Origin of the sequence: Hymenobacter jeollabukensis (assembly GCF_005771675.1) — a bacterium.
Taxonomy (GTDB): Bacteria; Bacteroidota; Bacteroidia; order Cytophagales; family Hymenobacteraceae; genus Solirubrum; species Solirubrum jeollabukense.
Map to the genome: position 1 here is coordinate 842,002 of NZ_VAJM01000001.1, position 22,811 is coordinate 864,812.

Here is a 22,811-nt window from a genome sequence, read left to right on the forward strand (position 1 = left end):
CGCGCTCCGCGCCGTCCGGCCGCCCCCGTAAATCTGCCCCGGCTATGGAACCACGCACCGCTGCAACCGACGAGCTTGATCTTCACCTGCTGTTTTTCAAGTTGCGGGCCCGCTGGCCCCTGTTTCTGACCGGGCTGCTGCTGGCCGGGGCCTGTGCCTGGCTGTACCTGCAGACCAAGGCGCCGGTGTACGACTTCCGAGCCACCATGCTGCTGGGCAACCAGAGCTCGGGCTCGAAGCGGGCCCAGGAGCTGCTAAACCTGCTGGAAGTCAAGGACCGGGGCATCAAGATGGAGGACGAAATCGGGCTGATCAGCTCGGCCGGCATGGTGCGCCAGGTGGTGCAGCGCCTGCCCGGCTTCCAGGTGAGCTACTACGCCGCCCCCAACAACTGGCTAAACAAGGTGCGCCTGCTGCAGGTGCGGGAACGGGCGTCTGGCTCGGTGCCCTTCCGGGTGGTGCCCGACCAGGCGGCAGCCCAGCTCAGCGGCCTGCGCGTGCAGGTGCAGCCCCTGCCCGGTGGCAAGTACCGCCTCACGGCCCAGGCCAAGCAGGGTCAGCTCACCAGCCTGCCCACCGGCGAGCTGGTGCGCGAGGTGCTCGACGTGAACGTGGACCAGACCGTGCGGGCCGGCGAGCCGCTGCAGCACCCGCTGCTCAGCCTCACCATCGAGCCCGAACCCGGCGTGACACCCGACCCGCACGAGCGGTACTACTTCACCCTCAACGACCTGGGCAGCGTGGCCGGCGACTACCAGGGCCGCCTGCAGGTGCGCTCCGTCGACCACGAGTCACGCATCATCGAGCTGACGACCAAGGGAACGGTGCCCGCCAAGGAAAAGCAGTTTCTGGACACCTTGATGAGCGTGTTCATTGCCGAAGACCTGCGCGAGAAAAACCTGACGGGCCAGAAAACCGTGGCCTTCCTCGATAACGAAATCAAGAAGCTCAGCCAGGCCCGGCAGCAGTCGGCGGCGGCGCTGAGCACGTTCCGGGCCACGCGCGGCGTGGTCGACGTGAATGCGCAGTCGACGGCGGGCATTCAGCAGGCCGCCGGGCTGGAGCTGGAGCGCAGCCGCCTCACCTCGCAGCGCAGCTACTACCAGAACCTGCTCGGGCAGCTGCGCGCCGACCGTACCGTGACGGCCGCCGCCGCCGCGGGCGTGCCCGACGGGGTGCTCAGCAGCCTGATTCTGCAGCTGGCCGACCTCTCGAACCAGAAAGCCGGGCTGGTGGTGAATGCCAGCGTGAACAACCCGCTGGTGACGGTGCTCGATGAGCGCATCCGCACCACCAAGTCGTCGCTGGAGCAGAACCTGGCCAGCATGATTCACAACATGGACATTCAGCTGGCCGACATGGGCGGGCAGTTGGGCCGGGTGCGGGCCGACATGAGCCGCATGCCCGAAAACGAGCGGGAGCTGGCCGTGCTCAAGGGCAAGTCGGACTTCAACGACAAGAACTACAACTTCCTGGTGGAGAAGCGGGCCGAAGCCGCCATCACGCTGGCCACCAACTCGACGGACAAGAAGGTTATCGACGCGGCGGCCATGAGCAGCGCGGGCCCCTCGGCCCCCCGGCCGATGTTTGTGGGCCTGGTGGCCATGCTCGTCGGGCTGATGGGGCCGCTGGGCCTGGCCCTGCTGCTGGACAAGGCCAACCGCCGCATTCAGAGCAAGGAAGACCTGGTGCGCGTGACGGACATTCCGATGCTGGGCGTGGTGGCCCACGGCAACAAGCAGGAGCGCGCCGACATGCTGCGCAACCCCAAAGGGCCGATTGCCGAGTCGTTCCGCTCCATTCGGGTGAACCTGCAGTACCTCTCGGCGGGGCTGGACAAGAAGGTGTTGGGCGTCACGTCCTCGGTGCCGGGCGAAGGCAAAAGCTTCTGCGCGGTGAACCTGGCCGCCGAGCTGGCCCACTCGGGCCGCCGCGTGGCCCTGGTGGAAACCGACCTACGCCGCCCCACCGTGGCCAGCTACTTCGACCTGGACCGCGACGCGCCCGGCCTGGCCGCCTACCTGGCCAACCTGGAGCCGCTGGGCCGCTGCCTGCGCGCCTCGGGCATTCCCAACCTCGACGTGCTGATCTGCGGGGCCATTCCGCCCAACCCGACGGAGCTGCTGGAAAGCCCGCGCATGGCCGGCCTGCTGGAGCAGCTGCGCGCCGAATACGACTACGTGCTGCTCGACACCCCGCCGGTGGGCTACGTGTCGGAGTACTTCGTGCTGCTGCGCTACCTCGACGCCAACATCTACGTGGTGCGCCAAAACTACACCGACCGCTCGCTCATCGCGCAGATCAACGAGCTGTACGCGGAGGGCAAGATCAAGCACGTGTACATGATTATCAACGACATGCACTTCAGCAAGACCTACGAGTACCGCTACAAGAAAAACGCCTACGCCTACGGTTACAGCTAGGCACCGGCCCGCTCAGACTCGCTCCGCTACCTGCCTCCCACCGCCGCGCCTTGTTTCCACCTCTTCTCCCGCGCGTATGGCTCCCTCCCCTACCACAGCCCCCGTCGACGAAACCCAAAGCCTGACCAAGGCCGCCGTCCACGGCGTGAAATGGACCACCGCGGCCACCCTGACCACGTCCGTGCTGCAGGTGGGCTACACCGCCGTGATGGCGCGGCTGCTCTCGCCGGAGGCTTTCGGGCTGGTGGCGCTGGCCGGTATCCTGCTGCGCTTCGGCTCCTACTTCGCCCAGATGGGCATGGAGCAGGCCATCATCCAGAAAGCCGAGCTGACCCAGCGCGACGTGCGCGCCGCCTTTACCTCCTCGGTGGGGCTGAGCGTGGTGTTTGGCGGGCTGCTGCTGCTACTGGCCCCGGTGGGCGGGCACCTGCTGGAGCAACCGGCCGTGGTGCCGGTGGTGCGGGCCCTGTCCGGCGGCCTGATGCTGGTGGGGCTGTATTCCACCGCCATCAGCCTGCTGCGCCGGCAGATGCGCTTCCGCACCCTGGCCACGGTGGAGGTGACGGCCTTTCTGGTGGGCTACGCGGGCGTGGGCATCGTACTGGCCTGGCGCGGCTACGGCGTCTGGAGCCTGGTGGGGGCGCAGCTGGCCCAGGCCGCCGTGCTGATGGTGCTGGCCTACGCCGCCACCCGCCACAGCATCCGGCCGCTGTTCGACTGGGCCACCTACCGGCCGCTGGTGCATTACGGGGGCTGGTCGTCGGTTATCAGCTTCTGTGAGTACATGACTGGCGAGCTGGACAAGCTCAGCATCAGCCGCCTGTGGGGCGCCGCCGCCGTGGGCCTCTACTCCCGCGCCTGGATGCTCATTGGCCTGCCGATTTACACCCTCTCCTCCAGCGTGGCGCGGGTGGCGCTGCCCTCCTTCAGCCAGGTGCAGCACGACCGGCCCCGGCTGCGGGCGGCCTACCTGCGCAGCCTGGTGCTCATCGGCAGCGTGATTCCGCCGATTTGCCTGGGGGCCGCCGCTGCCGCGCCCGAAGTGGTGCGCGTGATGCTGGGTGCGAAGTGGCTGGAGGCGGTACCGGTATTTCGGCTGGTGTGCGGGGTGTTTGCCCTGAGCATGATGAACATGTTTGCCGCCACCGTGGCCGACGCTACGGCCACGCTCAGCCGCAAGTTCTGGCTGACGCTGGCCCACGCCGGGGCCCTGCTGGGGCTGTTCTGGCTGCTGCGGGGCTTCGGGCTGCTGGGCGTGGCGGCGGGCGTGCTGCTGGGCGAGGTGCTGCGCACCGTCTTTTACGTGCTGCTGATGCGCCGGGTGCTCGACGTGGCCCCGCTGCGGGTGCTGGCCTGCTACGGGCCGGCCGTGGTGCTGAGCGCGGGCGTGGGCCTGAGCATAGCCGCGGTGGCCTGGCTGGGCCTGCAGGCGCAATGGCCGCTGGCCCTGCGCTTCGCGGCCGAGCTGGGCGCCGGGGCGGTGAGCCTGGCCGGGCTGGCCCTGCTGCTGCCGCTGCGCGAGCTGCACACCGAAGTGGCCCGGCACCTGGGCCACTTGGAAGTGCCGGGCACGGCCGGCCTGCAAAGCTGGCTGCGCCGCCACGAGCTGACGGTCGAAGCCCGCGTTTCCGATTCCACTGCTAGCGTACTGGTGCCATGAAAATCAACCTCCGCTTCCTGGTGCTCGGCGTGTTCGTGGCCATCCTCGTCACCGATCGGGGCTTCAACCAGCTGTTTTTCGCGCACGAAGACGACCCACTGCTGGGCCGCTACCACTACCTGCTGGTGGGCTTCTCACTGGCAATCAGCCTGCTGAACCTGCGCTACATGTCGGTGGGCATGCGGCGCTGGTTTTTCGCGGTGCTGACGGCGCTGAGCCTGCTGGCGCTGGAGTCGTACCAGGGCTGGGGCTCGTGGATGGTGTACCCGCACGTGTTTGGCAAGCTCACGGTGCTGCTGCACGTGTTCGGGGCCTACTCCTATTACCGGCGCGTGGGCCAGCCGCCCTTCGGCCCGCTGGTGTTCCTGATTTTGCTGGGCCTGGGCATCAACCTGGCCTTCTTCAACAGTGACTCCCTCTCGCTCAACGCCTTTCTGAACAACGAGCGGGGCTTCGTCACCACCTCGGCTTACCTGTTTCTGGTGGTGGGTTTGCTGAACCTGAACTGGTTTTTGCAGCGCGGCCACCTGCTGCACGTCTGCCTGTTTTTCGGCTGCATGGCCATGATTGTGTTCCTGCAGCACCGCACGGTGTGGGTGAGCACGGCCGTGGCCCTGCCGCTGAACCTGCTGCTGCTGCGCCGGGTGTCGGGCGTGCGGTTTTCGGCGCAGCGCCTGCTGATCCTGGGCCTGCTGCCGGTGCTGGTGGGCGGCGTGGGCGGCGTGGCGGCCATCATCGACAATCCCAACGTTATCAAGCGCCTGGAAGCCAGCATCGAGGATATTCAGAACCCCGACAAGCAGGGCACCGGCAGCTGGCGCATGAAGCAGTACGAAGCCTACGAGCCCGTGCTGCGCGAGCGGCCCGTGCTGGGCTGGCGCCTCGACGGCTTCGAGCTGCCGGTGCAGTTCTACAGCGACGACACCGACGCCCCTGTCTGGGAAAATTTCACCGGCCACCACTTCCACAGCTTCTACCTCGACCGCCTGTTCTACTTCGGCATCGTGGGCGTGCTGCTGGTGCTGCTGATGCCGATTTACGTGGTGGCGAAGCGCCTGCTGCAGCCGGGGCCCATCCCGGCCACCACGGCCGCGCTGATGGCTTGCTGCGCCACGCTGGTGGTGTACGCCATTTCCTACGACTGGCCGGCCTACTACTACGCGCTGGTGGGCCTGATGCTGGCTGGCGTGCAGGACTCGGCGCCGGTGCCGGCGGCCGCGGCGGTGGCCGTTGCGGCCCGGAAGCGGCCCGCAGCCCGCCCCTTTCCTTCTCCGGAGCCGGCCCCGCCGGCGCTTACCTACTGACGCCGACCCGCCTGCTCCACTTCTCTCCCCTATTGTATGCGCATCCTCTGGCTGGCCCCGTTCCCCCATCCGCACCGGAGCACCACGCACCCCGCCCCCTGGCTCACCTCCCTGGCCCGCGCCCTCGGCACCCAGCCCGATGTCGAGCTGACCATCCTGAACTGGGATGAGCAGCAGACCGCCTCGGTGGAAGAGTTTGAGCACCAGGGCCTGCGCTTCATCTTCGTGCGCGCCCCGCGCAACCGGGCCGACATCCTCACGCTCTACACCCAGCGCATTGCGCGCACGGCTGCTTACCTGCGCCGCCACGCCCAGCGCTACGACCTCATTCACGTGCACGGCTCCGAGCTGCAGTACCAGGCCGCCGTGGCCGGGCTCGAGGTGCCGGTGCTGTTGTCGGTGCAGGGGCTGGTATCGGAGTGCCTGAAGCTGCTGCCCGAGTGGCTGACCATGCGCCGGGCCCTCTGGACGCTGGCCAGCTACTACGAGCGGCAGCACCTGCCCCGCATCCACGACTTTTCCTGCCGCACGCACTGGGACAAGGCCTGCATCACGCGCCTGAGCCCGGGGGCGCGCATTCACCACAACTGGGAAATGCTGCGGCCGGAGTTTTTCCGGGCCGAGCGCCCGGCCCGCAACCCCGCCACGCCCCAGATCCTGTTTATGGGCGGCACCCAGCGCATGAAGGGCTTCCGCGAGGCCCTGCAGGCTTTCGACCTGGTGCGCCAGCAGCGGCCCGCCCGCCTGGTGCTGGTGGGCGACTCGCATGCCGAGGAGGTGGCGCAGTACATCCGGCAGGCCGGCCTGCGCCACGTGGACCCCGTCGACGTGGAGTGCCGGGGCTACCAGAGCACGGCCGAGCTGCTGAAGCTGTTCGGTCAGTCGTGCTGCCTGCTGCATCCCTCCTACATCGACAACAGCCCCAACAGCGTGTGCGAGGCCCAGGTGGCCGGCCTGCCGGTGGTGGCCTCCGACGTGGGCGGCGTCAGCTCGCTGATCGAGCACGAGCACACCGGCCTGCTCTCCGACCTCAACCCGGAACATCTGGCCACCCAGGTATTGCGCCTGCTGCAGGAGCCCGGCCTGGCCGAGCGCCTGGCCGCCGAGGCCCAAGTCGTGGCCCGCCGCCGCCACGACCCAGCCACCATTCTGGAGCGCACCCTGGCCATTTACCGCGCGGTGCAGCAGGCCCACGCCGACCCGCTGGCCGACCAGACGACGCCCCGCCCCCTCGCTTACGCTTAACCTCCCTCTCCGCCATGAATCCACTGTTTCGCATCTGGGGCGTCCGCAAGGCGGTGCACTTGCTGCTCAATGCCTGGTTTAACGCCCGCTACGCCCGGCGCCTCGGCAACGCGGTGCAGGTGTTCGGCCTGCCGCTGCTCGAAGTCGAGAACTGGCAGAACATCCGCATCGGGCGCGGCGCCTGGCTGATTTCCGACTCGTTTTTCAGCCAGCCCGGCGTCAACCACCCGGTGATGATTCGGCTGATGAGCCCGGAGGCCCGCCTGACCATCGGCGACGACTTCGGCATCAGCGGGGGCGGCATCTGCGTGCAGACGGAGGTGCGCATCGGCAACGGGGTGATGATGGGCGCCAACGCCTTCGTGGCCGACACCGACTTTCACCCGCTGGGCACCGACAGCCGCCGCTTCAACTTCGATAATATCCGCAGCCGGCCGGTGGTCATTGAGGACAACGTGTTTATCGGCATGAACAGCATCATTCTCAAGGGCGTCACCATCGGCCGGAACGCCGTCATCGGGGCGGGCAGCGTGGTCACCCGCGACGTGCCGGCCAACGAAATCTGGTCGGGCAACCCGGCCCGGTTCGTGCGCCGCCTCGGGGCCGACGAGCCCCGCCCCGAAACGCTGGCCGCCGCGCCGCCCGCGGTGCCCGCCGCGCTGACGGCCGCGCCCGCCGCCTAGTTTTTCTCCGCCACTGACTGCCTACTCCTTACTATGACCACGACACCTACTGCCGCGTTTCCGACTTCGGTGCTGCTGCTGGTCTTCAACCGACCCGAACCCACCCGGCGCGTGCTCGACGCGCTGCGGGAAGTGCGGCCGGCCCGCCTCTACGTCGCCGCCGACGGCCCCCGCGCCCACCGCCCCACCGATGCCGTCCTGTGCCAGCAGGTGCGCGAGCTGGTGCGCACGGCCGTCGACTGGTCCTGCGAGCTGCACACCCTCTACCACGACACCAATCTGAACTGCGGCGTGGCCCCGGCCACGGCCATCAGCTGGTTTTTCGGCCACGAGTCGGAGGGCATTATCCTGGAAGACGACTGCGTGCCCGCGCCCGAGTTCTTCCCGTTCTGCCAGGACCTGCTGGCCCGCTACCGCCACGACAGCCGCGTGATGCACATCGGCGGCAACAACTTCGCCGCCGAAGCCCTGCGCCCCCTGCCCGCCGGCGCCGACTCCTACTACTTCTCGGGGCAGGTGAACAGCTGGGGCTGGGCCACCTGGCGCCGGGCCTGGCACCTATTCGATTTCAGCCTGCGCCTCTGGCCCGAGCTACAACGGCGCGGCCTGCTGGGGCGACTCTACCCCTCGGCCCTGGAGCGGCGCTACTGGCTGCCCAAGTTTGCCGCCCTGCACGCCGCCCCCACCCCGCCCGATATCTGGGACTACCAGTGGCACTTCGCCGTGGCGGCCCACTCGGGCCTGTGCATCGTGCCGGCCGTGAACCTGGTGCGCAACATCGGCTTCGGCACCGACGCCACCCACACTTTCGACGCGGGCGACGCCCACGCCGACGTGCCCACGGCCGCGCTCCAGTGGCCGCTGCAGCACCCGCCGGCCGTGCTCCGCGACCGGGCCCGCGACCAGCGCCGCTTCCGCGCCTTCATGCTGGAGCGCGTAGCGGCCCAGCTGCAGCGCCTGCTGCGCCGCCTGGTGCCCGGCGCCGCGCAGCCCGCACTGCCCGCCGCTCCGACTACTGCGTCCTTGCCGCAGCCCGCCCCAGCGGCGGCCCCCGAGCTTGCTTCCTCCACCATTCAGCTGGCCCGCTCATGAACGTGCTGCTTTCGGCTTACGCCTGCAATCCGCGCCACGGCGGCGAAGGGGGCAACGGCTTCCATTGGGCCTGGGAACACGCCCAGCAAGGCCACGAGGTGTGGTGCCTGACCACCGAGTTTGAGCGCGCCGACCTCGACTCCTACCTGGCCGAGCACGCCCACGCCCCCATAGCCCAGCGCCTGCACGTCGTCTATGTGGCGGTGGCGGCCTGGGTGCAGTTTCTGTACCGCTGGCAGTTCGGCGTGTACGTGCACTACCTCGTGTGGCAGCACATGGCCTGGCGCCGCGCCCGGCAGCTCGACCGCGCCGTCGACTTCGACCTGGTGCACCACGCCACTTACGGCAGCCTGCAGATGGGCTCGGAGCTGTGGCGCCTCGGCAAGCCGCTGATTTTCGGGCCGGTCGGCGGCGGGCAGCAGGCCCCCAAGGCCTTCCGCCGCTACATGCCCGGCTGGTTCAAGACCGAAACCATGCGCGACGCCATCGGCGGGCTGCTGATGACGCTGAGCCCCAACGCCCGCCAGACGGTGCGCCACGCCGCGCTGGTGCTGGCCGGCAACCGCGAAACGGCCGCCCTGGCCCGCCGCCTCGGCGCCCAGCGCGTGGAGCTGTTCCTCGATACCGGCCTGCCCGAGTCGTTCTACGGCCGGCAGTACGTGGAGCGCCGCCCCGGCCCCGAGCTGCGCCTGCTCTGGCTGGCCCGCCTCTACCCGCGCAAGGCCCTGCCGCTGGTGCTCGAAGCCCTGGCCCAGGTGGCCCCGGCGGTGCGCTTTCACCTCACCGTCATCGGCGACGGGCCCATGGGCCCGCTGGTACCCGGCTGGATTGCGCAGTACGGCCTCACCGACCGCGTGACCTGGCGCGGCGAAGTGCCCTGGCCGCTGATTCAGGGCGAAATGCTGGCCCACGACGTGTTCCTCTTCGGCAGCCTGCGCGACTCGTTTGCCTCGCAGTTCCTCGAAGCCATGGCCTGCGGCCTGCCCATCATCACGCTGAACCACCAGGGCGCCCGCGACTTTATTCCCGACTCGGCCGCCATTAAAGTGCCGGTGACCACGCCCGAAGTCACCTCGGCCGCCCTGGCGCGGGCCGTGGAACAGCTGGCCGCCGCCCCGCTGCGCCGCGCCGCCATGGGCCGGGCCGGCTACGAATACGCCCTCACCCAGACCTGGCCCGCCCGGGCCGCCCGTTTCCGGACCCTGCTGGCCGCGCTGCCCCTGCGCCTGCCGCAGCCGGAGCCGCTGCCCACGCGCATGCCAGCCCCTACGCCCGCTCCCGATCCGGCCATGCTGGCCGCCAGCTGACGCGGCGCCCTTCTCTCCTCAGTTCACCACCTCTCCATCTCCCCGATGCTCTATATCGTCATTCCGGTATTCAACCGCCTGGCGTACACCCGGGCCTGCCTCGACGCCCTGCGCCGCCAGACCACCCAACAGTTTCGCACGGTGGTCGTCGACGACGGCTCCACCGACGGCACCGCCGAGGTGCTGGCCCGCGAGTATCCCGAGGTAATAGTGGTGCCCGGCACCGGACAGCTGTTCTGGACGGCCGGCGTCAACGCCGGGCTGCGCCGCGCCCTGGGCGAAGGCGCCGACCGCCTGATGACCATGAACAACGACGTGGTGGCCGCCCCCGACTTCGTGGCCCGCATGCTGCACTGGGCCGAGCGCTACCCCGACGCCCTGCTCGGCGCCCTGGAGCTGGACGTGCACTCGGGCCAGCCGGTGTACGGCGGCGAGCAGTTCAGCTGGCTTACCCACCGCAGCGAGGATCTACTAAGCAAGCTCACGCCACCCCAGCGGCGCGGCCTGCACCCCGTCACCTACCTGCCGGGGCGCGGCCTGCTCATCCCGGCGCAGGTGGTGGCCGCCATCGGCCTTTTCGACGAGAAGCGCCTGCCCCACTACCTGGCCGACTACGACTACACCAGCGTGGCCCGCCGCCACGGCTTCCCGGTGTACCTGAACTACGACGCGCACCTACTCACTTACCCCGAGGAAAGCGGGCAGGAACAGACGCGCAAGCAGCGCAGCCTGCGCGGCTATTACCAGCACCTCTTCGGCATCCGTGGCGGGGGCAACCTGGTCAACTTCACGCATTTCGCCCTGAAAAACTGCCCACCGCTGCTGCTTCCCTCCTTTCTGCTCAACGGCTACGTGCGCCGCCTCGGCGGCTACTTCCTGCACTGATTGGCAGCACAAAACAGAACGTCATGTCGAGCAATCCAGAGCGTCAACAACAGGCCGTCATGTCGAGCGAAGTCGAGACATCTCGCGTGCGTCGTTGAACGATGAAATCAGCACCGCAATAATAGAACGTCATTCCGAGCCTGTCGAGGACCCGAAGGAAGGCGTTGCCTCATGTGCAGACGTCAGGCAGTAGCCAGTCTGACGATTGACATTACTATCCAGCGAGATGTCTCGACAAGCTCGACATGACGTTCGATTTCGTCTGACCTAAGTGCCTGTTCCGTTCGACCGGACAACCCCAGTACCTCTTCATCCACTTCACCATCTCGCCACCGATGGTTATCCTGATCAAGCGCTTCGGCCAGTTGGGCAACCGCTTATTTCTCTTCGCGCACTTGGTGGCCAACGCCGCCGAGCACGGCTACGCCCTAGCCAACCCCAGCTTCAACGGCTACGCCCGTTACTTCCAGGCCCCGGCCACCGGCGACTTCGGCGGCCTGCCCATCCGCGTCAACGTGCTGCTGGGCACCCGCTCCGAGCGGTGGCTGGAGCGCCTCTTTAATATGGTGCAGCGCCCGGCCGTGTTCGGGGCGCTGCAGCGGCTGCGGCGCCAGCTGCCCGCCCCGGCCCTGCCCGAGCTGCTCTACCTCGACGACGACCACGGCTACGACCTCAACCAGCCCGACTACCTCTCGCTGGCCCACGGCCAGCGGCCGGTGCTGCTCCACGGCTGGTGCTTCCGCGACCGGCCCAACCTGCGCAAGCACGCCGCGCTGATCCGTGAGCTGTTTCAGCTCATCGAGCCGCACCGCACGGCCGTGGCCGAAGTGCTGGCCGCCGCCCGCCGCACGGCCGACGTGCTGGTGGGCGTGCACATCCGCCGCAGCGACTACGCCACCTACCTCGACGGCCGCTACTACTACGACGACGCCACCTACGCCCGCTTCATGCAGACCGTGGCGGCGCAGTTTCCGGCCGGGCAGCGCGTGGCCTTCCTCGTGGCCTGCTCCGAAGCCGCCCCGCCCGCTGCCGCCTTCCCGGGCTTGCAGGTGCATTTCGCCTCCGGTCAGTTCGTGGAGGATATGTACGCCCTGGCTGGCTGCGACTACCTGCTGGGGCCGCCCAGCTCCTACTCCATGTGGGCTTCGTTCTACGGCGAAGTCCCGCTGCTGCACCTGGAAACGCCCGATCAGCCCGTGCCGCTGGCCGATTTCCAGGTCTACACCGACGACTAGCGCCCGCGTATTCCCGCTGCCGATGATTTTACGCTTCGCCCACTTCTTTTCGCTGCTGCTGCCCGGCACCTGCCTGCTGCTACCCTCGTCCCAGTCGGGTGCCCTGCTCGGCGCCGATGTGCTGGTAGTGCGCCACGGCGGCCGCTACACCGGGCGGTTTACCAGCCGCAACTCCGCCGTGCCCTGCGTGCGCATCAAAACCGACGAGCCGGTGGTGCTGGAAAACTGCGAGCTGCGCGGCGCGGGCGACCTGATTGTGGCCGAGCCGGGCGCCCGGCTGGTGGTGCGCAACTGCCGGGGCTACGGCCTTACGCCGAGCCTGGACAACGTCAGCCGGGGCCGGTTTCTGACGGCCGCCGCAGCCCGCAGCCTGCGCGTCGAGCACAACTACCTCGACCACACCATCGGCATCCTGGTGTATCAGTGGGTGGGCGACGGCAGCCCCGCCCAAACGCTCACCGTGCGCTACAACCGCGTGCGCAACATTGACGGGCGCTACCGCAACGGCGACGCCGACGCCACCGCCAGCTTTCTGGGGCTGAACCAGGTGCGCGGCGTGGCCAATGTAGACATCAGCTACAACGAGGTGGTGAACGAGCCCAACCAGTGCGCTACCGGCGACGTGGTGAACTTCTACAACTCCTCGGGCACCGCGCGCAGCCCCATTCGCTTCCATAATAACTACATCCAGGGCGCCTACCCTTACCCCGCCACGGCCCAGCACTACACCGGCACCGGCCTCACCACCGACGGCGACGGGGTATCGGCCCTGACGACCACGGCCTACGTAGATGCGGCCCACAACCAGATTGTGAGCACCTGCAACGCGGCCATGAACATTGCCGCCGGCCACCACATCCGCTTTCACCACAACCGCATGGTGACCAGCGGGCTGCTGCCCGACGGCCAGGCCCTGAAAGCCACCTACGCGGCTACGTCCATCTTTAATGCTTACCACCAGCCGGCCACGGTGTTTTTTGGCAACTCGGTCGACCACAACGTTATCGGCTACGCCAAGGCGGGCTACGCGGTGCCCGCCGACAGCCGCCACGACCTGAGCAGCGGCAACTGCACCGGCTGCACCGACAACGAGCACCTGCCGAACCCCATCACGCTGGCCACCGAGCGGCAAGAGTGGCAGCTGTGGCAGCAGAAGCTGCGCCGCCGGGGCGTTCGGCTGGATGCCGGGGAGCCGCCGGCTTCGTTGCCGCCCCTGGCCCGCCGCTAGCAGAACGCCCTTGCTCCCGGTAAGAAGTTGACTGTCTGAGCAGAATCCCGGCAGCACCGTTCACTTTTTTTGTGGCGGCGCTCTGTCGGGGCGCCTTCGCGCCTCTTACCTGCTTCAATATGCCGCCAAGCCTCCTGCTGGAGGCTTTTTTTGTGCCTTTCGCGGTGTTTTGGCCAATAGCGCTTCCCGGCACCGTCCAACTACCACATCACATATTTCATCAATTATATATAATAAAAGTACAAAACAATAAATTTACACGAGGTATTGCCTTCTGCCATTTTTTTATACATTTGCAACACACCCCAGTAACTGAAATTGAATTATTTCAATTCACTACTCAGAACATGGGCTTCGGATGTTTGCCTGTTTGCCTCGTAATGGCTTTTGCAGTTGGACTCTGAGAGTGAGAAGGTCCTTGGGGCCTTAGTAGTTGGAAAGTCAGTGATGTTGGAACAGAGCAGAAGGACAATGACTTCATTTACTGCATACATACCCCTTTTTCAGGTAGCGCCGCCTTAAGCCGGGCCGCGCATCAGCCTACCGCTCCGCTGCTGGATCCGGCCGGCCAGCCCCGTGAAAACAGTTGCCAAAGGCGCAAGACGGGAGCCCCGGAATACTTTGAAAGTAATTGCACAAAAAAAATCAGCTCGCCGGAACGGATTGACTCCTGACACGGTTAAGCACTCAACAAACCCTATATAGGGTTTCTCATAAACAAAAACAGAATGCAAAAAACCTCTGGAAACATCCGGCCGCGGTTTGACCGTGAAATGTCCTCTGGTGCACGCTTTCTGCCGTTGGTGGCGCTCGTGCTGTTGGTAATGAACTTTCTGGCGCTGCCGCTCTCGGCCCAGAACGTTCCGAATGTGACGTTTCAAGGGCCCATCAACATTACCCAAGGCGGTACTTACACTGGTAACTACCGTAGCAATGACTCCAGCACCCCGGCCGTGACCATCAACACGTCGCAACCGGTGATTCTGGAAGGTTGCATCATCGCCAGCGCCAGTGACCTGATCCGTGCTGGGGGTGGCAGCAACGTAACCATCCGCAACAGCCAGGGCTACGGCCTGACGCCCACGATGGACAACGTGCCCCGCGGCCGCTTCATCGTCATCAGCGACGGGCGCAACTTGGTGGTGGAAAACAACTACCTCGACCACACCTGCGGCATCGTGGTGTACCGCTGGACGGGCAACGGCTCGACCTCGGAGACGGTGCGCGTGCGCTACAATAAGGCAACGAATATCGATGGCCGCTTCCGGAACCAGATTTCGGGCAGCGCGCAGGAGTACAACGGCAGCTTCATCGGCTTCAACACCGTGCAGGGCGTGGCCAACATGGAGGTAGCCTTCAACCAGGTTATCAACACGCCCAACGAATGCTCGACGGGCGACATCATCAACTTCTACAACGCTTCGGGCACGGCTTCGAGCCCGGTGCGGGTGCACGACAACTTCATCAAGGGTGCTTACCCCTACCCCGCCAATGGCACCAGCTACTCGGGTACGGGCATGACCACCGACGGGGACGGCTCGTCGCCGAGCACGACCACGGCCTACGTGGAAGCTTACAACAACCAGTTTCTGGCCACCTCGAACGCGTCGATGAACATTGCCGCCGGCCACGACAACTACTACCACGACAACCGCCTGATTACCAGCTCGTACTTCCCCGATGGCACGCCGATGCGCGCCGTGTACGCCGCTACTTCGATCTTCAACTCCTACCAGATGCCGAGCAACGTGTTCTTCGGCAACCGCGTGGAGAACAACACCATCGGCTTCCGCAGCGTGGGCTACAGCATCCCTTACCCGGACCGCCACGACCTGAGCTACGGCAACTGCACCCCGTGCACCGGCACTACTCACCTGCCGAACCCCATCACGCTGCAGACCGAAGACAACGAATTCACCCTGTGGCAGCAGAAGCTGCAGCAGAACGGCATCACCGTGGGCGCTAACGGCGGTGGCCCGGCCACCACGCCGACTACCCCCACGACGCCGACCACGCCGACGACTCCCACCACGCCCCCGACCAGCGGTGGCACGACGGGCAGCGGCAACACCGGCAGCACGCCGATGACCGGCCCGAGCGGCTATTCCTTCTTCCGCGGTCTGAACCTGAACGGCTCGGCCGTGACCCTGGACGGCAACAACTGGGAAGCCGCCAGCGGCGCTGCGGGTGTAACCGTCAACGCGACGCCCTACTCGGCCCCCAACGTGGCGCTGACGCCGAACACCGACGCCGGCCGCGCTGACATGATCCGCAACTTCGTGTACGGCCGCAACGTGACGGCCTCGGTCGGCAACGTGGCCAACGGCACCTACGGCGTCTACCTCTATGTGTGGGAAGACAACAACGCCGAAACCTACGACATCTCGGTGCAGGGCCAGACGGTTCGCTCGGGCTTCAACAGCGGCTCGGCTGGTAGCTGGCAGCGCATCGGCCCCTTCACGGCCAACGTGACCAACGGCACCATCTCGGTAGCTACCTCGGGCGGCGACGCCAACCTCTCGGGCATCGAAATCTGGAAGCAAAACGCCGCCGCCGCCAACCAGAACCCGACCGTGGCCCTGACGGCTGCCAGCTCGGTAACGGTGAACACGGCCCTGGCCCTCTCGGCTACGGCCGCTGACCCGGACGGCACCATTGCCAAAGTGGAGTTCTTCAACGGCTCGACCAAGCTTGGCGAAGACACCTCGGCTCCGTACACGCTGAGCTACACCCCCACGGCCACCGGCACCCTCTCGCTGACGGCTAAGGCTACGGACAACGCCGGCGCCGCCGCCACCTCGACGGCCGTAAGCGTAACGGTAGCCGCAGCTCAGACCACGACGCCCCCCGCTACCGGCGGCGGCAGCACCACGGGCCCGAGCGGCTACACCTTCTTCCGTGGCCTGAACGTAAACGGCTCGGCCATGACTCTGGACGGCAACGCCTGGGAAGCCGGCAACGCCGCTAACGTAAGCTACACCGGCGGCTCGCCCCTGACGAGCAGCGTGGCTCTGAACCCGAGCACCGACGCTTCGCGCACCGACCTGATTCGCTCCTTTATCTGGGGCTACCACGTGACGGCCTCGGTCGGCAATGTGGCCAACGGGACCTACGCCGTGTACCTCTACGTATTCGAGGATAACAGCCCCGAAACCTACGACATCTCGGTGGAAGGCCAGAAAGTACTACCGGCCTTCAACAGCGGCACGGGTGGCAGCTGGAAGCGCGTGGGCCCTTTCACGGCCAACGTAACGGACGGTAACATCTCGGTGGACCTGCAGGGCGGCGCCGCCAACCTCTCGGGCATCGAAATCTGGAAGCAGAGCACGACCACGCCGACTACGCCTCCGACGACCACGCCGACGACGCGCACCCTCTTCCGCGCCATCAACGTGAACGGCAGCGCCTCGACCATCGACGGGCTTAGCTACGAAGCCGGCAACACGGCCGCTAATGTGAGCACCAACGGCACCCGCCTGGCTACGCCGAACGTGACGCTGAACCCGGCTACCGACGCCGCCCGCGCGGGCATGATCCGCTCCTTCGTGTACGGCCAGAACCTGCGCTACAACGTGACCAACGTGCCGAATGGCACCTACGAAGTGGCTTACTACCTCTTCGAGGACAACGCCGCCGAAACCTTCAGCGCGACGGTAAACGGCCAGACGCTGCTGACCAACTACAACAGCGGCCCCGCCGGCACCTGGCGCAAGACCACCCCGCTGCGCGTGACGGTGACCAACGGCCAGATCCTGCTCCAGACCAGCGGCGGCTACGCCAACGTTTCGGGCGTCGAAATCTTCAAGGTCCAGTAATTTTCCACCAGCTCCTCGGTACAGCGCCCGGCCCCCAAGGCCGGGCGCTGTTGTTTTTCAGGGGCACTCAGGGAGCCTTTCTGCCTGCTCATACCCGCATGTTGCGGCGGTGCTCCGCGTTGGGGCGGGCTTACTTGGCTGCCTGAGGCCGGTGCGTCACCAATTTCCAAGGCCCTTTTGCTCAGCCCGACGCTAAAGCGTCAGGCTTTTTTGTGCTTAGCCGCTTGCTATATAACTATTCCTTACAAATAAATAATTTTTCCTACAACAACCATTGCAATTACCAATTCTAATGCAATTATTTGCTGGCAAAGTTCTACAGTGCTGCTTTTCCGAACTCTCCACCACTTCACCTTCTCTGCCCATGAAGCGTGCCCTTATTACCGGCATTACCGGCCAGGATGGAGCTTACCTGGCTGAACTGCTCCTCAGCAAAGGCTACGAGGTTCACGGCATCAAGCGCCGCTCCTCGCTGTTCAATACCGACCGCATCGACCACCTCTACCAGGACCCGCACGAATCGGAGGTGCGCTTCAAGCTGCACTACGGCGACCTGACGGACTCGACGAACCTGATCCGCATCATTCAGGAGGTGCAGCCCGACGAGATTTACAACCTCGGCGCCATGTCGCACGTGAAGGTGTCTTTCGACACGCCCGAGTACGTGGCCGACGTCGACGGCATCGGCACCCTGCGGCTGCTGGAGGCGGTCCGCATCCTCGGCCTGACGCGCAAGACGCGCATCTACCAGGCCTCGACCTCAGAGCTGTACGGCCTGGTGCAGGAAGTGCCGCAGCGCGAAACCACGCCGTTTTATCCCCGCTCGCCCTACGCCGTGGCCAAGCTCTACGGCTACTGGATTACGGTGAACTACCGCGAGGCCTACGGCATGTACGCCTGCAACGGCATCCTCTTCAACCACGAAAGCCCGCTGCGCGGCGAAACCTTCGTGACCCGCAAAATCACCCGCGGGGTGAGCCGCATCGGGCTGGGGCTGCAGGACAAAATCTACCTGGGCAACCTGGACGCGCGCCGCGACTGGGGCCACGCCAAGGACTACGTGGAAGCCATGTGGCGCATTCTGCAGCAGGACACGCCCGAGGACTTCGTCATTGCCACCGGCGTGACGACCACCGTGCGCGACTTCGTGCGCATGGCCTTTGCCGAGCTGGGCGTGGAGCTGACCTTCTTCGGGGAAGGCGCCGACGAAACCGGCCACGTGGTGGCCTGCCACAACCCCGACTACCAGCTGCCGCTGGGCAAGGAAGTGGTGGCCGTGGACCCCGCCTACTACCGCCCCACCGAGGTGGAATTGCTCATCGGCGACCCGACCAAGGCGCAGCAGAAGCTGGGCTGGACGCCCCGCTACGACCTGCCCGCGCTGGTGCAGGACATGATGCAGGCCGACCTGGAAGTGTTCCGCCGCGATGCCGTGCTGCTCGAAGCCGGCCACCGCGTGCTCAACTACTATGAATAGCTGTGAATTGGTGAGCTGGTGAAATCGTGAGTGCCGCGCCGGCTGCGCGCAATGCACAGTTCCGCGTCGCTCGAACATCAACTCACCAGTTCACCACTCACCATTTCACCCCTTTACCTTTTCTTCAACATGGACCTGAACGCCAAAATCTACGTGGCGGGCCACCGTGGCATGGTGGGCTCGGCTTTCGTGCGGCGGCTGCGCCGCGCCGGCTACACCAACATCATCACCCGCACCTCCAAGGAGCTGGACCTGCGCGACCAGGCCGCCGTGGCCGCCTTCTTCACCGACGAGAGCCCCGAGTACGTGATGCTGGCCGCCGCCAAGGTGGGCGGCATCTACGCCAACAACACCTACCGCGCCGACTTCCTCTACGACAACCTCATGATCGAGGGCAACGTGCTCGACCAGGCCTACCGCCACGGCGTGAAGAAGCTGCTGTACCTGGGCTCCTCGTGCATCTACCCCAAGCTGGCCCCGCAGCCCATCCGCGAGGAGTACCTGCTGACCGGGCAGCTGGAGCCCACCAACGAGCCCTACGCCATTTCGAAGATTGCCGGCCTGAAGATGTGCGAGGCCTACCGCGACCAGCACGGCTGCAACTTCATCACGGTGATGCCCACCAACCTCTACGGCCCGCACGACAACTACGACCTGCAGAACTCGCACGTGATGGCGGCCCTGCTGCGCAAGTTCAGCGAAGCGGCCGACCTGAACCTGCCCCAGGTGACCGTGTGGGGCACCGGCGCGCCCTGCCGCGAGTTCTTGCACGTGGACGACCTAGCCGACGCCTGCCTGCACCTGATGCTGCACTACGACGGCCGCGAGCCGGTGAACGTGGGCACCGGCGAAGATTTGACCATCCGCGAGTTGTCGGGCCTGCTGGCCGAGCTGACGGGCTTCCGCGGCGAGGTCGTGTTCGACAGCAGCAAGCCCGACGGCACCATGCGCAAGCTGCTCGACGTGAGCCGCCTGCACGGCCTGGGCTGGCACCACCAGATCAGCCTGCGCGAGGGGCTGGCCCGCACCATTACCGACGCCGAGTGGCGCCACCTGCTGGCCCCGCAACCCGCGCCGATGCTGGCAGCCTGAGCCGGGCGAGTCTCCACCCTCTGACCCCGCTTCCGCCATGCATCAGCTACTGGAAAGAGCCCAACGCCGCGCCGGCCGCCTGCTGCGCGAGTGGTTGCCGCTGAATCTGCACTACCGCCCGGTGGGCATTCATGCCACGAGCCGGGAGCTGCCCGAGATACCCGGAGCCGCCGCCACCTACTACGAAGTGGAGGCGGCCCACACCTCGCACACCGACATTCCGGCGGCGTTCTACGAGGCCGCTTCGGCCTACGGCGGGCACCTGCACAGCAAGCCCCCGCGCACCGAAGAAGTGCCCGCTGCCTTCGTGCTGGAGCTGCGCGGCGGCCGCCTCTACGCCGACAACAACGACTCGGTGGCCGTCATAGCCGCCGACGACCGGCTGGTGGGCGACGCCTCGTTTCAGTACACCAACAAAACCTGGGAAACCATCCGGCCCGAGGACAACAACATCTTCCGGCAGGCATACTTTCTGGAGCCCGTGCCCGTGGCTGGCACCGTGTGCAGCCTGCTGGCGGGCGGCGGGGCGGCCATCGGCAACTACTACCACTGGCTGATCGACTCGCTGCCGCGGCTGCACCTGCTGCAGGCGGCCGGGCTGTTGCGCGAGGTGGATTACTTCCTGGTCTACAACCGCGACTGGCGCTTCGTGCTGCAAACGCTGACGCCGCTGGGTATTCGGCCCGAGCAGGTCATCGACGTGCGCACCCACCGCCACCTGCGCGCCGACCGCCTGCTGGTGACCTCGCCGGTGCGCGGCACCGGGGCGCACACGCCGGAGTGGGCCTGCGACTTCCTGCGCCGCAGCTACCTGCCGCCCGATCCGGCGCTGGTGCAGGCCCGGCAGTTCGCGCCCTACGTCTACATCAGCCGCCGCGACGCCGATGCCCGCCACGTGCTCAATGAAGCCGCCGTGGAGGAGCTGCTGCGGCCCTACGGCTTCCGCACCTACGTGCTCAGCCAGCTCAGCTTCGCCGAAAAGGTGGCGCTGTTCGGCGGGGCCAAGGCCATCATCGGACCGGTGGGCGCGGGGCTGAGCAACCTGGCGTTTGCGGCTCCGGGCACGCCGGTGCTGGAGCTGCTGCCTCAGGGCTTCGTGGTGCCCGATTTTATGGAATTCAGCTACCGCCTCGGGCTGAGCTACCAGTGGTTGGTGTGCCCGAACGCGCAGGCCGCCACCAACCTCGGCGACGCCCGCCGGGAGCATCTGACCGTCGACCTGGACGCGCTGCGTCTCTGCCTTACCCACCTGCTCGGCCAGCCGGCCGCGGCGGTGGCCTCCTGACGCCCGCGGCCGCGGGGCGCCACCACCCCGGCCTGTTTTTTCTACTGACTTCCGCCAGTCATGGGTGCTAGTACTCCTTCCGTTTTGCTGTCCATCGTGAGCTGGAACAGCGCCGCCACCATCGAAGCCTGCCTGCGCTCGGTGCTGCGGCAGAGCTACCGCGACTTCGTGGTGTGGGTGGTCGACAACGCCTCGGCCGACGACACCTGCGCCCGCGTGGCCGCCCTGGCCGCCACTGACGCCCGCGTGCGCCTGCACCGGCTGCCCCAGAACACCGGCTTCTGCGGCGGCCACAACTACGCCCTCGACCGCACCCGCACCGACTACGTGCTGCTGGTGAACCCCGACGTGGACATGGCCCCCGACTACCTGGCCCGGGCCCTCTCGGCCATGCAGCGCGACGCCCGCATCGGGGCCGTGTGCGGGCTGCTGGTGCAAAGCCACGATGCGGACCCACGCATCGACTCGGCCGGGCTGCTGGCCCTGCCGGGCGGGCGCTACGGCCTGCGCCACCACAACGAGCTGCTGAGCCAAGCCACCGTGCAGCCCGGCTGGGTGGCCGGTGCCGACGGCGCCCTGCCCCTCTACCGCCGCCGCTTTATCGACGACTTGCGGGTGGAAGGGCAGTTCTTCGACGAGCGGTTTTTTGCCCACAAGGAAGACTGGGACGTGGCCTGGCGCGGGGAGCTGTTTGGCTGGCGCACCTGGCTGGAGCCGGGCTGCCGGGCCGTGCACCCGCGCGTGTTCCGCCCCGGCAACTGGGCCCTGCGCCAGCGCCTGAACGGGGCCATCAAGGCCGACGCAGTGAAAAACCAGCTGTTGCTGCTCATCAAGAATGCGCCGGTGGGCCAGGCGCTGGGCACCTGGCTGCAGGCCCTGCCCCGGCAGCTGGCCATCCTGCTGTTTCTGGTGCTGCGCGAGCCACGCTCCCTGACGGCCTACCGCTACGTGTGGCGGCACCGCCGGGCCCTGTGGGGTGCCCGGCAACGCGTGCAGGCCCGGGCCCGGCGCGGCTGGCAGCCCGCCGCCGAACGGCCGCTGCCCGTGGCCCCGCTGCTGAGCATCTGCGTGCCCTGCTACCACCGGCCCGAGCTGCTGAGCCGGGCGCTGGCCTCCATCGGTCCGCTGCCGGCCGAGGTGGAAGTGCTGGTATCCGACAACTCAGTGGCCGACGACGCCTGCGAGGAAGCCGCCCACCGTCTGCTGACGCCCCAGCCCGCTGGCCAGTGGCGCTACTACCGCAACCCCGCCGGCAGCAACGCCGTCGACAACTTCCGGCTGTGCCTGCAGCGCGCCCGCGGCCGTTACGTGCTGCACCTGCACGACGACGACTACCTGCTGGCCGGGGGCCTGGAGCGGATGCTCAACACCCTGCACCAGGTGCAGACCAGCCACCAGGCCGTGCTCTTCGGCGTGGAAGTGGTGGACATGGAAAAGCGCCGGCTGCGCTACCAGCGCGCGACCGAGGAAACCTACCTGCCGCCCGCCGAGGCCGTGGAGCAGCTGCTGACCAATTCGTCCTTCGTGCGCATTCCGGCCATCGTGGTGAGCCGGGCGGCCTACGCCGAAGCGGGCGGCCTCGACGAAAGCCAGGGCAGCACCGCCGACACCGACCTCTGGGCCCGGGTGTTTGCCCGGCACGGCGTGCTGCGCGTGCCCGCCTGCACGGCGGCCTACACGGTGCACACCGGGGCCATTACGGCCCGCATGTTCACCCCCGCCACCGTCGATAACCTGCTGCGCATCTTCGAGAAAGTGCGGGCCACCGGCCTGCTGCCCGAGCCGCACCTGCGCCGGGCCCAGGCGCACTTCTTCCACCAGTTCATCCTTGCCGGGGCCTACCGCAGCCTGCAGCAGCACGATGCCGACGCCGCCCGCCAGGTACTGCAGCTCTTCGACTTGCCCGCCCTGCGCCAGCTCGCCATGCCGGCCCGCTGGGCGCCGGCGCGCATGGGCCTCTCGGCCCTGCTGCTGGCCTCGCCGCGGTTCCCAAACGAAGGCACCACGATGCCGCCCGCCAGTACCCGCACGCCTGCCCCGACCTCCGCACCTGCCCCGGCCCACTGACCACCCGTCCGCC

At 66.9% G+C, this 22,811-nt stretch carries 15 protein-coding genes; all 15 read left to right on the forward strand.

The window, feature by feature from the left end; all coding sequences use genetic code 11:
• Positions 1 to 44 precede the first annotated feature (44 nt).
• The 15 genes from FDY95_RS03645 to FDY95_RS03715 all read left to right on the forward strand — a co-directional run bounded on the left by FDY95_RS03645 (position 45) and on the right by FDY95_RS03715 (position 22,798).
• Positions 45 to 2,423: a GumC family protein gene (locus tag FDY95_RS03645; protein WP_138075340.1), complete on the forward strand. Its 2,379-nt coding sequence runs from the start codon at positions 45 to 47 to the stop codon at positions 2,421 to 2,423.
• A 76-nt stretch (positions 2,424 to 2,499) separates the two neighbouring features.
• Entirely contained in the window at positions 2,500 to 4,083 is a 1,584-nt protein-coding gene (locus FDY95_RS03650) for a lipopolysaccharide biosynthesis protein (protein WP_138075341.1), read from the forward strand.
• The gene (locus FDY95_RS03655) at positions 4,080 to 5,387 is read left to right on the forward strand and encodes an O-antigen ligase family protein (RefSeq protein ID WP_138075342.1); all 1,308 of its coding nucleotides are present in this window, start codon (positions 4,080 to 4,082) and stop codon (positions 5,385 to 5,387) included. Before FDY95_RS03650 ends, FDY95_RS03655 begins: the two co-directional genes overlap by 4 nt.
• Positions 5,388 to 5,423: 36 nt before the next feature.
• Positions 5,424 to 6,632, forward strand: a complete 1,209-nt coding sequence (locus FDY95_RS03660) for a glycosyltransferase family 4 protein (RefSeq protein WP_138075343.1) — start codon at positions 5,424 to 5,426, stop codon at positions 6,630 to 6,632.
• A 14-nt stretch (positions 6,633 to 6,646) separates the two neighbouring features.
• Positions 6,647 to 7,315 (forward strand): acyltransferase, encoded by a 669-nt coding sequence (locus tag FDY95_RS27050; protein WP_138075344.1) that lies wholly within the window; start codon positions 6,647 to 6,649, stop codon positions 7,313 to 7,315.
• A gap of 33 nt (positions 7,316 to 7,348) precedes the next feature.
• Positions 7,349 to 8,407, forward strand: a complete 1,059-nt coding sequence (locus FDY95_RS03670) for a nucleotide-diphospho-sugar transferase (protein WP_212744848.1) — start codon at positions 7,349 to 7,351, stop codon at positions 8,405 to 8,407.
• Positions 8,404 to 9,714 carry a glycosyltransferase family 4 protein gene (locus FDY95_RS03675; RefSeq protein WP_138075345.1) on the forward strand — a complete coding sequence of 437 codons (1,311 nt, stop codon included), beginning with the start codon at positions 8,404 to 8,406 and terminating at the stop codon, positions 9,712 to 9,714. The genes FDY95_RS03670 and FDY95_RS03675 overlap by 4 nt, the downstream gene beginning before the upstream one ends.
• 45 nt (positions 9,715 to 9,759) lie before the next feature.
• A complete protein-coding gene (locus tag FDY95_RS03680; protein ID WP_138075346.1) occupies positions 9,760 to 10,599 on the forward strand; it encodes a glycosyltransferase family 2 protein in 840 nt (279 codons plus the stop codon).
• Positions 10,600 to 10,934: 335 nt separating this feature from the next.
• On the forward strand, positions 10,935 to 11,834 hold the full coding sequence (locus FDY95_RS03685) for an O-fucosyltransferase family protein (protein WP_138075348.1): 900 nt from the start codon (positions 10,935 to 10,937) through the stop codon (positions 11,832 to 11,834).
• Between the two features lie 22 nt (positions 11,835 to 11,856).
• Entirely contained in the window at positions 11,857 to 13,062 is a 1,206-nt protein-coding gene (locus FDY95_RS03690; RefSeq protein WP_138075350.1) for a hypothetical protein, read from the forward strand.
• 773 nt (positions 13,063 to 13,835) lie between these two features.
• Positions 13,836 to 16,877: an Ig-like domain-containing protein gene (locus tag FDY95_RS03695; RefSeq protein WP_138075351.1), complete on the forward strand. Its 3,042-nt coding sequence runs from the start codon at positions 13,836 to 13,838 to the stop codon at positions 16,875 to 16,877.
• A gap of 364 nt (positions 16,878 to 17,241) precedes the next feature.
• Positions 17,242 to 18,354 carry a GDP-mannose 4,6-dehydratase gene (gene gmd / locus FDY95_RS03700; protein WP_138075352.1) on the forward strand — a complete coding sequence of 371 codons (1,113 nt, stop codon included), beginning with the start codon at positions 17,242 to 17,244 and terminating at the stop codon, positions 18,352 to 18,354.
• Between the two features lie 129 nt (positions 18,355 to 18,483).
• Complete coding sequence (locus FDY95_RS03705) at positions 18,484 to 19,446, forward strand: GDP-L-fucose synthase family protein (RefSeq protein ID WP_138075353.1); 963 nt, start codon at positions 18,484 to 18,486, stop codon at positions 19,444 to 19,446.
• A gap of 37 nt (positions 19,447 to 19,483) precedes the next feature.
• Positions 19,484 to 20,731, forward strand: a complete 1,248-nt coding sequence (locus FDY95_RS03710; RefSeq protein WP_138075354.1) for a glycosyltransferase family 61 protein — start codon at positions 19,484 to 19,486, stop codon at positions 20,729 to 20,731.
• A gap of 84 nt (positions 20,732 to 20,815) precedes the next feature.
• Positions 20,816 to 22,798 carry a glycosyltransferase family 2 protein gene (locus FDY95_RS03715; RefSeq protein ID WP_171025516.1) on the forward strand — a complete coding sequence of 661 codons (1,983 nt, stop codon included), beginning with the start codon at positions 20,816 to 20,818 and terminating at the stop codon, positions 22,796 to 22,798.
• Positions 22,799 to 22,811: the final 13 nt, after the last annotated feature.

Coding starts and splice junctions, on each gene's coding strand:
- FDY95_RS03690 (WP_138075350.1), top strand. CDS start 11,857: ATGATTTTACGCTTCGCCCACTTCTTTTCGCTGCTGCTGCCCGGCACC.
- FDY95_RS03680 (WP_138075346.1), top strand. CDS start 9,760: ATGCTCTATATCGTCATTCCGGTATTCAACCGCCTGGCGTACACCCGG.
- FDY95_RS03710 (WP_138075354.1), top strand. CDS start 19,484: ATGCATCAGCTACTGGAAAGAGCCCAACGCCGCGCCGGCCGCCTGCTG.
- FDY95_RS03650 (WP_138075341.1), top strand. CDS start 2,500: ATGGCTCCCTCCCCTACCACAGCCCCCGTCGACGAAACCCAAAGCCTG.
- FDY95_RS03660 (WP_138075343.1), top strand. CDS start 5,424: ATGCGCATCCTCTGGCTGGCCCCGTTCCCCCATCCGCACCGGAGCACC.
- FDY95_RS03705 (WP_138075353.1), top strand. CDS start 18,484: ATGGACCTGAACGCCAAAATCTACGTGGCGGGCCACCGTGGCATGGTG.
- FDY95_RS03645 (WP_138075340.1), top strand. CDS start 45: ATGGAACCACGCACCGCTGCAACCGACGAGCTTGATCTTCACCTGCTG.
- FDY95_RS03670 (WP_212744848.1), top strand. CDS start 7,349: ATGACCACGACACCTACTGCCGCGTTTCCGACTTCGGTGCTGCTGCTG.
- FDY95_RS03675 (WP_138075345.1), top strand. CDS start 8,404: ATGAACGTGCTGCTTTCGGCTTACGCCTGCAATCCGCGCCACGGCGGC.
- FDY95_RS03695 (WP_138075351.1), top strand. CDS start 13,836: ATGTCCTCTGGTGCACGCTTTCTGCCGTTGGTGGCGCTCGTGCTGTTG.
- FDY95_RS03685 (WP_138075348.1), top strand. CDS start 10,935: ATGGTTATCCTGATCAAGCGCTTCGGCCAGTTGGGCAACCGCTTATTT.
- gmd (WP_138075352.1), top strand. CDS start 17,242: ATGAAGCGTGCCCTTATTACCGGCATTACCGGCCAGGATGGAGCTTAC.
- FDY95_RS03655 (WP_138075342.1), top strand. CDS start 4,080: ATGAAAATCAACCTCCGCTTCCTGGTGCTCGGCGTGTTCGTGGCCATC.
- FDY95_RS27050 (WP_138075344.1), top strand. CDS start 6,647: ATGAATCCACTGTTTCGCATCTGGGGCGTCCGCAAGGCGGTGCACTTG.